Raw genomic sequence first — 13635 nt, 5'->3', positions numbered from 1 at the left:
GACTACTGCCTTATTTTCATGATGGTTTACTCCCGTTTTTTCTCCTTTTCTATTTTCTGCACGAATAATGATTATCTATAACTAGCCGGGAAGCCGATATTGTGGGGATCTATTATGACTGAGTTTGCCGCCCGGGAAGCGATAGCCCACGGCATTTTGCGGGCTATCCCTGGCGATCATCCCATTGCCAGCAGGGCCTGACGATGTGACATCATTCACTCACTACAAAGCGAGTCGGCGCGAAGCAGTTCAGTACCCGATGGACCAGAAACACCATGGTCAGCGTCGCCACCAGCGATACCGTGACTGAAGTAATACGGTACAGATCGCTGAACACCAGATCCTGATTCGGATGCAGATTCTGGCCAAACATAATACCGATAGTGGTGATGCTGGCGAATCCCACGCCCGCGCCCACTTTTTCCATCACGTGCAGGCGGGCGCTAAAGGCCAGACCAAGACCAATCAGCGGCATCATCAGGATCATGTGGTTGCTGAAATCATAGATAATCAGCTGCACCACCAGAATGTACAGACAAGCCAGTACCACCCCCGCCACACGCCAGATCGAGCTGATTACCGCGCCGCGATAATGCATCGGGAACAGGATCAGTACCCCGGCCATCAGCGCCGATAGCGAATCGCTCAGATCGCAGATCTGGAAGATCACAAAGATAATGGTCGCAACCGTGCCGGAAAGCAGCGATTCATGGCGGATCCGCGCGGCGTCTTTCTCTATGCGCGGCGGCGGCTTACGCGGTTCGACATCCGGGATCAGGTAGTGCAGCAGCGCGCTCAGCGCCACCGCCATCACGCAGGCCTCCATATTGGAGAACATCAGCGTGTGCCAGTTGCTGGTGGGATAGCTCATAAAATTGAGCATCGTGCTCTGGCACACCACGCCCATCGAACCCAGCAGGAACAGCGGCCCCTGGCTCATGAAGCGAAAACGCATCACATACAGGCCGAACACAACTAACGTCATGATCACCGGCCACTGCGACAGATAGCCAACGATGAGCACCATTTCGACGCAATTGACCGCCGCGCTGAACACAAACTGCCGGGCGACGTGGCGGTTGAACACCGGCACCAACGACATCAGCATCAGCGGATAAACGACGAAAAACACGCCGTACTGCACGTCGTAGAAGGTCGAAATACTCAGCGCGATGGTCCCGGCGACGGCAATGCGTACCGTCTGACGAAAATCATTGGCCGTATAGACGATATTGCCGTGCGGGGTAAAGACGTGCGCCAGGGTGTTAATAGACATAGTGCAACCAGCTCACCAGGTGGATCTGCAGGCCGGCAAAGGTGCGGGCGAAGGGGCCGTCGCTATTGTACAACTGGACGGTGGCGCGGGCGCCGGTCGGCAGCGGCTTATCCAAAGGTTGATCCAGCGCGACGTGAATCCGCATGCGCTGCGCATCGCGCACCCAGCGTGTGGACTGCTCAGGCTGCGACAGTTGGCCATTCACCGCTTCCTGACCGGCAAGAATCCCGGCGTCGCTGCTGGTCACGTGCGCCGGGAACACTTTACCCGGCAGGGCATCGAAAACCACCGCCGCATCGGTATTCACCGCCGTATGGCGCAGGCTTTTTTCACGAAAGTCGGCGACGATATCGGTATTGTTGTTAACCAGCGCCAGCACGGCGGTAGCGGCGGTGGCGTAAATTCCCGGATTAAGCTGCAGGTTGCTGACCATACCGTCGGTCTCAGCGCGCACCTGGGTCCAGCCGAGGTTGAGCTGCGCCTCTTCCAGCGCGTTGCGGTATTTCTGCAGCGTCACGTTGCGCTTGTCGTCGCGCTCGCCGCGCTGGATCAGCAGGTTCTGAATCTGCGCATTCAGGGCGCTGACCGATTGTTCGCTGGTCTGCCATGTCGTGCGCACCTTATCGAGATCCGATTGCGACACGTTTTGCATGGTGCTCAGGCGCTGGTAGCGGTCGAGAGTGACTTTGTCATTACGCGCGGTGTACTGCGCGGTGCGCAGGTTGGCGCGAGCGGCGGCGATTTGCGCATCCAGCTGCTGGTTACTCAGTTTGGCCTGTTCAAGGGCGATTTGCGCCGCTTCAACTTTATTAATGAATGGCGTGGGATCGAGCTCATACAGCAGGTCGCCTTTTTTCACCTGGCTATTGTTGTGCACGTAGACGTGCGAGACGTAGCCGGAGACCCGCGACGAGACCGGAGTCACCACGCGCATCACGGTGGAATCCGGGGTTAGCGGGATCCAGATATCGGCAACGATAAACCAGGCGAATATCACCAGGAAAGCGGCAATACTTACCCTTACCCAGCGGGCAAATTTTTGTTCTGGCGTCATCATAGTGTTTTAGATCTTGTTATCTTCTTCGCGGATTGTCCGCAAGTTGCAGGCGATTTGATTTAACGTGGCGCTGAAGGTGTCGAGATCCGCATCGGGGATGGTTTCCGTCACGCGCCGTTGATAAGTCTCAATGACGCGGTTCAGCTTTTCCAGGATGGTACGGCCTTCTGCCGTCAGCGTAAGCAGGCGGATGCGCTTGTCGTATGGCGATGTTGAGCGCAGTAGATACCCCTGCTTTTCCAGCTGCGTGAGGGTGCGCATTAGCGGCGGCAGTTCAATACCCTGCACTTCCGCCAGTTCGCTTACCGAGACGTTGCACCCCAGCTGATGCAGCTGCATCAGCACCGTCCAGCTTGACTGGGTCAGGCCGGTATCGGTAATGGCGCTGTCGATAATCGCGCGCCACTGGCGCACCACCATCGCCATACGCATCCCCATCGGGCGGCGGGCAAACAGTTCGTCTTCGGTCATGTTACTTTCCTCACTTAGCTGTGGGGAAAATAATACTTATCAGGGTAAGTATCAAGAAACGAAGGATGTAGAAGCATCAATTGATAAATTTTGTGAATGTAATTCCCCGGTAGCGCTGACGCTTACCGGGGCTACAAAACGCACTTTTTAATTAATCTGATCCCGGCGCAACCCGACATCTTTCAGCTGTTCGTCGCTCATTCGCTGCAATATTTTGCGCGTTTGCCCACGAAGCCACCATTTTCTAATCGCTCGCACCAGAAATACCCAGCCGATAAACGGCTGTTTTGCCCGATTCTCGTGAAATTCCATCCTCTACCTCCTCGCCTTGCCAGAGGCTTTATCTTCACGGATCCGGGCCAGAACAATACAGATTCACAAAACACTTTTCTTTAACATACAGATTGGCTAAAACGTACACCATGCCCCATTTTTGACCGCCATCTGTACTGGTTTATCTATCTGTATGGCGATAATTAAGGATACAGCATGACCCGTTATCAACATCTGGCCAGCCTGCTGGCTGAGCGTATCGAACAAGGGCTGTATCGCCACGGCGAAAAGTTGCCGTCGGTGCGCAACCTGAGCCAGGAGCATGGCGTCAGCATCAGTACCGTTCAGCAGGCCTACCAGACGCTGGAACAGCAACAGCTGATCGTGCCGCAGCCGCGCTCCGGCTATTTCGTCGCCCCGCGCAAAGCCCAGGCGCCGGTGCCGCCGATGTCGCGCCCGGTGCAGCGCCCGGTGGAGATCACCCAGTGGGACCAGGTGTTGACCATGCTCGATGCGCGCAACGATAAATCGATCATCACCTTTGGCGGCGGTTCGCCGGACGTCACCCAACCAAGCCTTAAGCCTATCTGGCGCGAACTGAGCCGGGCAATTCAGCACAACCTGAGCGAAGTGCTTAACTACGACGAGCTGGCCGGGCGTCGCGAACTGCGCGAACAGATCGCCCGCCTGATGCTCGACGGCGGGTCAGTCGTCACCGCCGACGATCTACTGATCACCAGCGGCTGCCACAACGCATTATCGCTGGCGCTGCTATCGGTGTGTCATCCCGGCGATATCGTCGCTGTCGAATCCCCCTGCTACTACGGCACTATGCAGATACTGCGCGGCCTGGGGCTGAAAGCCATTGAGATCCCAACCGATCCGGAATCCGGGATCAGCATTGAGGCCTTAGAGCTGGCGCTGGATCAGTGGCCAATCAAAGGGGTGATCCTGGTGCCTAACTGCAACAATCCGCTGGGATACATCATGCCTGACGCGCGCAAACGCGCGGTGCTGTCTCTTGCCCAGCGCCACGATATCGTGATTTTCGAGGATGATATTTACGGCGAGCTGGCGACCGAATACCCGCGCCCGCGCACGATTCATTCATGGGATATCGACGGTCGGGTGATACTTTGCAGCTCGTTTACCAAAACTATCGCCCCCGGCCTGCGCATCGGCTGGATTGCCCCCGGACGCTACTACGATCGCCTGCTACAGATGAAGTACGCCGCCAGCGGCACCAACGTCCCTTCCACCCAACTGGCGGCCTGTAACTTTATTCGCGAAGGCCATTACCACCGCCACGTGCGGCGGATGCGGCAGATCTATCAGCGTAATATGGAGATCTACACCTGCTGGCTGCGGGAGTTTTTCCCCTGCGGCATCTGCGTCACCCGGCCAAAAGGCGGCTTTATGCTGTGGGTCGAGCTGCCGGAACAGGTTGATATGGTCTGCGTTGCGAAGCAGCTGTGTCGGCTGAAGATCCAGGTCGCGCCGGGATCGCTGTTTTCGGCATCCGGGAAATATCGTAACTGCTTAAGGATCAACTGCGCCCTGCCGCCGATCGAGAAGCATAAAGAGGTGATGGTGAAGCTGGGGGAAGCGGTGAAGGTGGCGATGGAGTGATTTTCCGCTGACGCTGTACTCACCGGAGCGATGGGTTTATCACCCTGCGCCAGTTCGTTGCCAGGCAAGAGAGTGCTATCTTCTTCTCTGCTCAGTCGAAGTGCTGGCGAAAATAGTAAGAGTTATTGATAATTACTATGGGTGTATCTCGCGGATCGCCAATTTAATTATACTTGGCATAATATGCTGCAAAATAAGCAGGTGAGCAGTAAAAATCAGGAAATTAGCTATAGTGAATAAGACAATAAACAAAAAAACATCAGATACACCACTTTATTATATTTAAGACACTAAGTATAAAGTTTTGATTTTAAATAATAATCACCGCAAACACTCTTAGGCCACTCATAATTGCCTTCCTGCGATATTCCCGATACATTCACCCTTTCCCCGACGGGAAATACCAAATAAAAAAACACAACAATATTATCGGGATGAATCTAATGAAAATAACCAAAGATCGGGTGGTTTACGCCATGTCGCGCGATAACGTTCCTGTCGCCACCGTCAACAGTGGAAGTGAAGTGTTATTCGAAACCTGCGACTGCTTCTCCGACCAAATTACCTCAGCCGATGCCGTCTTTAATGAACTGGACTGGCAGCGCATTAACCCAGCAACCGGCCCCGTCTTTATTGAAGGCGCAGAGCCGGGCGATTGCTTAAAAGTCAGCATCAAACGCATCACCCTGACGGCTCAACAGGCGGTGATGGTGACCGCGCCGCAGCTCGGCGTCATTGGCGATGAACTGCATGAGCCCACAGTCACCATCGTCCCAATCGTCGAGGATCATGCGGTCCTCCCGGGGAACGTGCGCGTGCCATTGAAGCCGATGATCGGCGTCATTGGCGTTGCTCCAGCAGGAGAACCCATTTCCTGCGGCACGCCGGATAGTCACGGCGGCAATATGGACTGCAAAATGATCGCCGCCGGCAGCACGCTGTGGTTGCCGGTCAACGTGCCTGGCGCGCTATTCGGGCTGGGCGATTTACACGCCGCGATGGGGGATGGCGAAGTGTCTGTCTGCGGTCTGGAAGTGCCGGGCGAAGTCCTCGTTGAGTTAACCGTTGTTAAAAACCGTCAGCTCCCCTTACCGATGCTGGAAAACAACGAAACGATTTTCACCCTCGCCTCCGCCGTTACCCTCGACGATGCGGCAGCCCTTGCGGCACGTAATATGGCCCATTTCATCGCCGACAATACCGCATTAACGCTGGCTGAGGCGATCAACGTGCTGAGCATCGCCGGAGACCTACAAATTTGCCAGGTCGTTGATCCGCTGAAAACCTGCCGCTACGCGCTGCCGAAAACGGTCGCCGAACAGCTTTCTCTGTCGATTGATGGGGGCAAGCATGAGCGTTGAACAGTTCGGCTATAAACAGGAGCTCCATCGAGCGCTGACCTTCCGCGATCTGCTGGTTTACGGCATGATTTTTATGGTGCCCATCGCCCCTTTCGGCGTCTTCGGCTACGTCTGGGATGGCGCGCAGGGCATGGTGGCGCTGGCTTATCTGATCGGCATGGTGGCAATGTTTTTCACCGCCATGAGTTACTGGTCGATGTCGCGCGCATTCCCGGTTTCCGGTTCGGTATACGCTTACGCTCAGCGCGGAATACACCCTATCGTCGGCTTTTTTGCCGGCTGGCTGATTTTGCTGGACTACATTCTGGTGCCATCGCTGCTGTATATCGTCAGCGCGGCGGCGCTGGGGCCGATGCTGCCTGGCGTTCCGGGCTGGGTCTGGATTATCGGCTTCATCGCGATTAACAGCCTGATTAACTTACGCGGCATTACCTTTACCGCGCGGGCGAATAATACCATTTTGGTTGCTGAAATCGTGGTGCTCACTATTTTTGTGGTGCTGGGATTGATTGCGCTTTATTCCGGAGCCGGGGCAGGCCACCTGACGCTCGACCCCTTGTATAATGCCGATAAATTCAGCCTGCCGCTGGTGATGGGCGCAGTCTCGATTGCCGTGCTCTCTTTCCTCGGCTTCGATGGTATATCGACGCTGTCGGAAGAAACCAAAGGCGGCGTCGATACCGTCGGCAAGGCCTCGTTAGGCGCCCTGATGCTGGTGGGTACGCTGTTCATTGTCCAGACCTGGATTGCCGCGGACCTGGCGCAGGGTATGAAATTTGGCAGCCTCGATACCGCGTTCTACGACACCGCCAATCTGGCCGGCGGCCAATGGCTGAAATACGTCACCATGTGGTCCACGGTGATTTCCTGGGGGATCGCCAACGCGCTGGTTGCTCAGGCGGCGGTTTCACGCATCCTGTTTGCGATGGCCCGCGATAAGCAGCTCCCGCAGCTGCTGGCGAAGGTGCATCCGCGCCTGAAAACCCCGTATGTCAGTACCTTATTTGTCGCGCTGATTTCACTGGTTTCCGGTCTCTGGTTCTACGGCGATATCGACAACCTCAGTCGGCTGGTGAACTTCGGCGCGCTGATGGGCTTCCTGGTGCTGCACGTGGCGGTGATCAACCACTATCTGATTCGCCAAAAGTCGCGCAATCTGGTGATGCACCTGCTCTTCCCGGTGATTGGGCTGTGCATTATCGGCTTTGTCATTTATGAGATGGATGTTGAAGCCAAAGTGCTCGGCCTGAGCTGGCTGGCCGTCGGCGTGGTGTATTACGCCATTATGCGCCTGGTGCTTAAGCGCAGCGTGGAGCTGAATCTGGAAGGGTAAACACCACCGGGCGTCGGGCTCGCCGCTATTTGCGGGCCCGGTAGCCCCTGAGTATTTCCCCGCTCGCGCTGCGCTTAGCGGGGTTACTGGTTCACAGCCGTTTGCGGGCCGGTAGCCCGGACAAGGCGCGGCAAGCGCCGCCTCCGGGAGCCTCTCTATCACTCGCCAAAAAACACCATCCCCTTATACGGCTGCTCGCGGCAGGCGGCCAGGCGCTGGGCGAGGCTGCCGACGTGCAATTCCAGCTTGTGGCCGTCGGGGTCGAGGAAATAGTGCGATTCGCCTTCGCTACGGTTTAGCTTCCATACCGCTACGCCAGCGACCTCAAGACGGGCGGCAAAGCTGGCGAAATCCGCCTCGCTGATGCTAAACGCATAATGGGTGTAGTCGCTCTCCTCCGACGGAGTGACGCGCCGCTGCGGATCCAGCGACAGGCACAGCCACAGATCGCCGCAGGAAAGATACGCGCCGCTATCCCAGCGCGCGTGCAGCGTCATGCCGAGTAGCTGATGATAAAACGCCACACTCGGCGCCAGCTGGCTGACCGCCAGGGTCAGATGATTTAATCCGCTCAACATATCTGTTCCTCCGGTGAGATGCGCTAACCATACCCAATCCCACCCTAAACCACCATTGTGGCAGCGAAAGGACATCCTGCTGGCCGCTAAGACTGGCAACTTCGCCCCCGGTCTCTTTCTGACGCCGCGTAATAGTGTATGTTCTCAACTATCAACATTGAACAACCCGGTAACGAGATGAGACGTATTGAGATAGTACTGCGGGAGCTGGAGAGGCTGAGCCAGGCCGTGACGCTGGACGATTTAGCCAGGGGCTCGAACGCCTTTACCGCAGAGCAAATCGGCTTTAACCTCGGGCTGGCGCGCAACTCGGTGAGTAAAGATCTCAATCAGCTATGGAGCGACGGGCTGGTGATTAAAACGCGCGGCCGCCCGGTGTTCTTTTTACATCGCCGGACGACGGAAACGCTGCTCGACCGTACGCTGACGGAAAGCGAACGCGAGCCGGCAACGCTCGCCGATCTCCTGCCGCAGCCACAAGATAACAATGAGGCTGTCGACCCGTTCGCCATGCTGATCGGCCACGATCGCAGCCTGCACGATGCCGTGGAAAAGGGTAAAGCCGCGGTATTGTATCCCCATGGGTTGCACGTCCTGCTGACCGGCCCCTCCGGCGTGGGTAAAACCTTTTTTGCCGAGCTGATGCACCGCTACGCCTGCGAGCATGCCGGTGAAAAACGGCCGCCGCTGGTCTACTTCAACTGCGCCGAATACGCCAACAACCCGGAACTGCTGTCATCGCATCTCTTTGGCCACCGTCAGGGCGCCTTTACCGGGGCGACGGAAAACAAAAGCGGACTAATCGAACAGGCCGACGGCGGCTATCTGCTGCTGGATGAAGTGCATCGCCTGCCCTATGAAGGGCAGGAAAAGCTCTTCTCGCTGTTGGATAAAGGCGAATATCGCCCGCTCGGCGCCAGCGGCCCGGCGCGCAATATCGCCGTACGTCTGATTTGCGCCACCACCGAGCCCATCAGTTCATCGCTATTACGCACCTTCCAGCGCCGTATTCAGGTCACCATCGATCTACCCGGTATTCGCCAGCGTTCGGTAGAGGAGCAGATTGAGCTGATCATCGGCTTTTTACAACGTGAAAGCCGCAAGATCGAACGCACGGTGAGTATCGATAAAACCTTGCTGCTATGGCTGCTGAACAAGCCGCTGGAGGGCAATATCGGCCAGCTCAAAAGCGATATCCAGTTTTTGTGCGCCCAGGCATGGGCCTCGGGGATGGCGGCCCATAACGAAGTATTGCTACTGGATAGCAAACTGGCGGACGGCCCAATCAATGCCACGCCGGAGCAGCGACAGCTGGTCGATGCGCTGTTTAACGGCCGTCCCCTGCTAAACATCGATGCCCGTACTCTTCCGCAGTTGAAAAGTTCAGAGGCCGATGACAGCGTCGAGGAGAGCGACCTGTTCTACAGCTTCCTGACTCGCGAGTACGTTAACCTGCGCAACAGCAACGTGCCGCCCGCCGAGACGCTGGCGATCCTTAAAAATAAGCTCAGCTCGATTTTTGAATATGGCCTCTATAGCCGCGATAACGCCAGCCATGCCCCGCGCTATGGCGATCGGATTGAAGAGCGGGTGGATCTGCTGATCGGTTACGTTGAGCAGGTACTCGGCTTCGCCCTGCCGGAAAACCTGGTCAACCCGCTTCGTAAACACTTTCTCGCTCTCATCAGCTACGTACAACGCGGCCTGATCCCGCAGTTATACTCTTCGAGCCTGATCCTCGATCGCTGCAAAGATGAGTACGATAATGCCACTCTCTTGTGCAAGAAGATCAACGATCTGCTGCATATCCAGTGCCCGGCCACCGAGGTGGTCTGGCTGTGCCTGTTCCTCAAAGAGTGCCGCCATTACCGCCAGCGCATCAACGCCAGCCCGGACTGCGGGGCGATCCTCATAGCCCATGGCGCCACCACGGCCACCAGCATGGCGCAGTACGTCAATCGGGTGCTGGAGCGCGAATTGTTCAACGCTATCGACATGCCGTTCGAGCAATCGGTGCACGATACGCTGGAAAAACTGATCCAACTGATCCACAGCAAAGGCTGGCAGCGGCTGATCCTGATGGTTGACATCGGATCGCTGGTCCATTTCGGTAGCACCATCAGCAAACTGTTCCAGATTGATGTCCTGCTGATGCCGAATATCACCCTGACCAGCCTGCTGGAGATCGGTCTCGATCTCAGCTACGAAACCGGCGATCTGCCGCGGTTGGTCAATCTGATGCAGGAAAAAGGCATCGCCAGCCAGCTGTGCACACCGCAGCAGGAGAACGCCGGCAAGGTGCTGGTGATCTCCTGCATTACCGGCATGGGTACGGCGGAAAAAATCAAAAAGGTGCTGGAGGAGAGCTTTGGCGAGCTGATGTCGCAGGATACCCGGATGGTTATCCTCGATTACAACGAAGTTCGCAGCCCGGAGCGCCTGCAGCAGGCGATCAGGGCGCATGAACGGCTGGCGGGTATTGTCGGGACATTCCAGCCGGGGCTGCCCGATATCCCGTTTATCTCGCTGGAGGAGCTGTTTTCCGAGCAGGGGCCGGAGCTGGTGCTCAGCCTGCTGACCCCCGATTTGTCCAGCAGTGAACGTCGTCTGGAGATGGAGCGCAGCGCTTCACGGTTTATCAGCGCCCTGACCATGGAAAGCATTATCAACCATATTTCGGTGCTCAATCCGCAGCGCATATTAAAAGAAATGGAAGGGATCCTGAATCAGCTCAGGAACACGCTGGCCATCGCGCCTAACCGCCAGGTGACACTACGCTTTCTGATCCACTGCTGCTGTATGGTCGAGCGTATCGTGATTAACCGTAAACCGTTACAGATGGCGCTGGAAACGCGGCCGGATATGGACGCTCAGGCATTTAGTGTCATCAAATCGGCTTTCCATCCGGTTGAAGAGGCCTACGCCATCCGTTTATCCGATGCCGAGTACATTTATATCTACGAATTATTATTTAGTTAACGCCTGTTCTGGCGCGGCTTTGCGGCCCGCCAGCCCTTTCCTCTTTGGTAGATGACACAAATTGTGGCACGCGCTTTGCTCTTATTAGTGCGTCAACGATTCGGCGCCAGGAGGCCACTTTGTCATCCACTGAACCTACCACCCAGTTACCCCAGATTCTGCTGCTGACGCACGGCGGCTGGGGCACGCAACTTTGCGACAGTCTGCGCATGGTGACCGGCGAAATCGCCGGCGTCAGCGAAATCGCGCTTATGCCGGTCGATACCCTCGGCGAGTTTTATCAGCGCGTCGAAGCGGCCGTGCAGGCGATGCCTGCAGGATCGCTGATTTTGACCGATTTTCTCGGCGGCACAACCTCCAACGTCGCCGCGCGCTTGAGCGCGGATTATCCCATCGCCGTCGTCTGCGGGCTTAACGCCTCGCTGCTGCTGGAGGCGTTGGATCTGCGCGAACAGGGTCCGCTCACCGGCTGCGTTGATGCGCTGGTTGAAGCAGGACGCAGCAGCTGCCGCGACGTTGTCGCTCACGTGAACCAGTTAACTTCTTAAGGAGCCCATCATGGCAAAAATCGTTTTATGTCGTATCGATAGCCGTCTGATCCACGGTCAGGTCGTCACCAAATGGGTCGGCCAGTCGCAGGCCAATCGTATCGCCGTGGTCAGCGACGAGCTGGATGCCGATCCGTTTATGAAAAATATCTATTTAATGGCCGCGCCGCCGAACATCAAAGTCGACTGTTACGGCAACGCCAGCTTCGCCGCCGCCTGGAAAGAGAATCAGCTCGGCGATGGCAATGTGCTGGTACTGTTCCCGTCGCTGTCGGCCGTTCAGGAAGCCGTCCAGTTGGGCTTTGACGTGCAGACGATTCAGGTTGGCGGGCTGGGCGGCGGGCCGAACCGCAAGGCCGTGTTCCAGAACATCACCCTTGATGAAAAAGACGTCGGCATCCTCGGTGCTCTGAAAGATAGCGGCATTCAGGTGTTCTTTCAGACCATCCCGGAAGATAAACCACAGTCACTGGACGACATCCTGAAAAAATTCTAACCAGTTGATAAAAAGGTAAAAAACTATGGATACCTTACTTTTTGCGAGCCTGATGGGGTTGTATTACTGGTTCGCCCGCTTACGTTTAGGCTATACCTTCTCCGCCATGTTGCTGCAGCCCGTGGTGATCGCCGTATTCGTCGGCCTGCTGCTGGGCGATATGAAAACCGCGATGATCATCGGCGCGGGTATGCAGCTGGTCTATCTTGGAGTGACCTCCACGCCTGGCGGCAACGTGCCGTCGGACCCGGCGCTGGCCGCCTGTATCGCCATTCCGATCGCCGTGAAGGCCGGGATGGAGCCCAACCTGGCGATCGCGCTGGCAATCCCGTTTGGCGTCATCGGGGTATTCCTCGATCAGCTGCGCCGCACGCTCAACGCCGCGTGGGTGCATATGGCCGACAAACACGCCGAAAGCGCCAACATGGCGGGCATCATGCGCTGCGCCTTTATCTATCCGGCGCTGCTGGGGCTGGTGCTGCGCTTCCCGGTGGTCTTCGCCGCCAACTACTTTGGCCAAAGTGTAGTGGAAAAATTCCTCAAACTGATGCCGCACTGGCTGACCCACTCGTTTGAAATTATGGGCGGTATCCTGCCGGCGCTGGGCTTTGCCATCACCATCATGGTGATCGGCAAAAAGAGCCTGCTGCCGTGGTTTATCGGCGGATTTTTCGCGGTGCTCTACCTGAAGGTGGACATCATGGCGATGGCGATTTTCGGCACCTGCGTCGCCTTCCTGATTAAAGGCCTGGCCAAAAATGAAGGAGCTGCATGATGAGTAGCGATGTAATGGAACATGAACTGGTTGAACGCGCCCGCGAAACCCAGGCGCTGAGCAAAGCCGATATCACCAAGGCCTGGCTGATTTACTGGCTGGGGGCGGAAGTATCCAGCTCCTACGAACGTCTGCAGAGCCTGATTTTCTGCGCCTCAATGACGCCCATTATCAAAAAGCTATACCCGGAAAAAGAGGAGCAGACCGAGGCGCTCAAACGCCACCTGAACTTCTTTAACTCGGAACAGACTTTCGGCTCGGTTATCCAGGGTATCTCCATCGCCATGGAAGAGCAGAAAACCCGCGGCGAGCCGATCAGCGATGCTTCAATCACCGGGATCAAAACCGGCCTGATGGGGCCGCTAGCCGGGATGGGCGACTCGATTATCTGGGCCGCGGTGATGCCGTTGCTGATTGCCATTTTCATCCCCTTCGCAGCCAGCGGCAGCGCGTTCGGCGGGATCGCCCCGCTGATCCTCTACCCGGCGATCACCATGGCGATAAGCTACGGACTGGTGCATAAAGGCTACACCCTGGGCCGTGACTCCATTATCGGCCTGCTGCAAGGGGGGCGAATTAAAGAATTGATTTACGGCGCCAACGTGCTGGGTCTCATCATGATGGGCGCGCTGTCGGCAAGCTACGTCAAAATCACCACCCCGCTGAAAATCAGCGCGCTTAAAGGCTCGGAAGTGGTGGTCCAGCAGATCCTCGACTCGATTGCCCCCGGCCTGCTGCCGCTGGCGGCGGTGTTCGCTATCTATTTCTACTTACTGAAAAAAGGGCCGCGCTACACCACCATTTTACTGTCAATCGTCGCTATCAGCATCGTCTGCTCGCTGTTGGGAGTGCTGTAAAT

At 56.6% G+C, this 13635-nt stretch carries 13 protein-coding genes; 8 read left to right on the top strand and 5 right to left on the bottom strand.

The window, feature by feature from the left end:
- Positions 1 to 211 precede the first annotated feature (211 nt).
- The 4 genes from ABLU80_RS17605 to ABLU80_RS17590 all read right to left on the bottom strand — a co-directional run bounded on the left by ABLU80_RS17605 (position 212) and on the right by ABLU80_RS17590 (position 3116).
- A complete protein-coding gene (locus tag ABLU80_RS17605; protein WP_015368452.1) occupies positions 212 to 1276 on the bottom strand; it encodes a DUF2955 domain-containing protein in 1065 nt (354 codons plus the stop codon).
- Positions 1266 to 2333, bottom strand: coding sequence for an HlyD family secretion protein (locus tag ABLU80_RS17600; RefSeq protein WP_015368453.1), 1068 nt, complete (start codon positions 2331 to 2333; stop codon positions 1266 to 1268). The genes ABLU80_RS17605 and ABLU80_RS17600 overlap by 11 nt, the downstream gene beginning before the upstream one ends.
- 6 nt (positions 2334 to 2339) lie before the next feature.
- Positions 2340 to 2804: a MarR family transcriptional regulator gene (locus ABLU80_RS17595; RefSeq protein ID WP_015368454.1), complete on the bottom strand. Its 465-nt coding sequence runs from the start codon at positions 2802 to 2804 to the stop codon at positions 2340 to 2342.
- A gap of 147 nt (positions 2805 to 2951) precedes the next feature.
- Complete coding sequence (locus tag ABLU80_RS17590) at positions 2952 to 3116, bottom strand: DUF1127 domain-containing protein (RefSeq protein WP_021468364.1); 165 nt, start codon at positions 3114 to 3116, stop codon at positions 2952 to 2954.
- A 177-nt stretch (positions 3117 to 3293) separates the two neighbouring features.
- Here ABLU80_RS17590 and ABLU80_RS17585 point away from each other — a divergent pair, with 177 nt between their 5' ends.
- The 3 genes from ABLU80_RS17585 to ABLU80_RS17575 all read left to right on the top strand — a co-directional run bounded on the left by ABLU80_RS17585 (position 3294) and on the right by ABLU80_RS17575 (position 7400).
- The gene (locus ABLU80_RS17585; RefSeq protein ID WP_015368456.1) at positions 3294 to 4706 is read left to right on the top strand and encodes a PLP-dependent aminotransferase family protein; all 1413 of its coding nucleotides are present in this window, start codon (positions 3294 to 3296) and stop codon (positions 4704 to 4706) included.
- 443 nt (positions 4707 to 5149) lie between these two features.
- On the top strand, positions 5150 to 6067 hold the full coding sequence (locus ABLU80_RS17580; protein WP_046883369.1) for an acetamidase/formamidase family protein: 918 nt from the start codon (positions 5150 to 5152) through the stop codon (positions 6065 to 6067).
- Entirely contained in the window at positions 6057 to 7400 is a 1344-nt protein-coding gene (locus tag ABLU80_RS17575) for an APC family permease (RefSeq protein WP_213796628.1), read from the top strand. Before ABLU80_RS17580 ends, ABLU80_RS17575 begins: the two co-directional genes overlap by 11 nt.
- A 158-nt stretch (positions 7401 to 7558) precedes the next feature.
- Here ABLU80_RS17575 and fosA read toward each other — a convergent pair whose 3' ends face one another.
- Positions 7559 to 7978 (bottom strand): FosA5 family fosfomycin resistance glutathione transferase, encoded by a 420-nt coding sequence (fosA, locus tag ABLU80_RS17570; RefSeq protein WP_348850259.1) that lies wholly within the window; start codon positions 7976 to 7978, stop codon positions 7559 to 7561.
- Positions 7979 to 8155: 177 nt separating this feature from the next.
- On the opposite strand from fosA, the gene dagR reads away from it, so the two are divergent.
- The 5 genes from dagR to ABLU80_RS17545 all read left to right on the top strand — a co-directional run bounded on the left by dagR (position 8156) and on the right by ABLU80_RS17545 (position 13633).
- Entirely contained in the window at positions 8156 to 10957 is a 2802-nt protein-coding gene (dagR, locus tag ABLU80_RS17565) for a transcriptional regulator DagR (protein WP_348850268.1), read from the top strand.
- Positions 10958 to 11076: 119 nt separating this feature from the next.
- Positions 11077 to 11505: a PTS fructose transporter subunit IIA gene (locus tag ABLU80_RS17560; protein WP_020079721.1), complete on the top strand. Its 429-nt coding sequence runs from the start codon at positions 11077 to 11079 to the stop codon at positions 11503 to 11505.
- A 10-nt stretch (positions 11506 to 11515) separates the two neighbouring features.
- A complete protein-coding gene (locus ABLU80_RS17555; RefSeq protein WP_015368462.1) occupies positions 11516 to 12001 on the top strand; it encodes a PTS system mannose/fructose/N-acetylgalactosamine-transporter subunit IIB in 486 nt (161 codons plus the stop codon).
- Positions 12002 to 12026: 25 nt separating this feature from the next.
- Complete coding sequence (locus ABLU80_RS17550; protein WP_015368463.1) at positions 12027 to 12776, top strand: PTS sugar transporter subunit IIC; 750 nt, start codon at positions 12027 to 12029, stop codon at positions 12774 to 12776.
- Positions 12773 to 13633, top strand: coding sequence for a PTS system mannose/fructose/sorbose family transporter subunit IID (locus tag ABLU80_RS17545; protein ID WP_162182316.1), 861 nt, complete (start codon positions 12773 to 12775; stop codon positions 13631 to 13633). The genes ABLU80_RS17550 and ABLU80_RS17545 overlap by 4 nt, the downstream gene beginning before the upstream one ends.
- Positions 13634 to 13635: the final 2 nt, after the last annotated feature.

Origin of the sequence: Klebsiella sp. CN_Kp104, from assembly GCF_040064515.1 — a bacterium.
GTDB lineage: Bacteria > Pseudomonadota > Gammaproteobacteria > Enterobacterales > Enterobacteriaceae > Klebsiella > Klebsiella aerogenes.
This window is presented reverse-complemented; position numbering and strand designations above follow the sequence as displayed.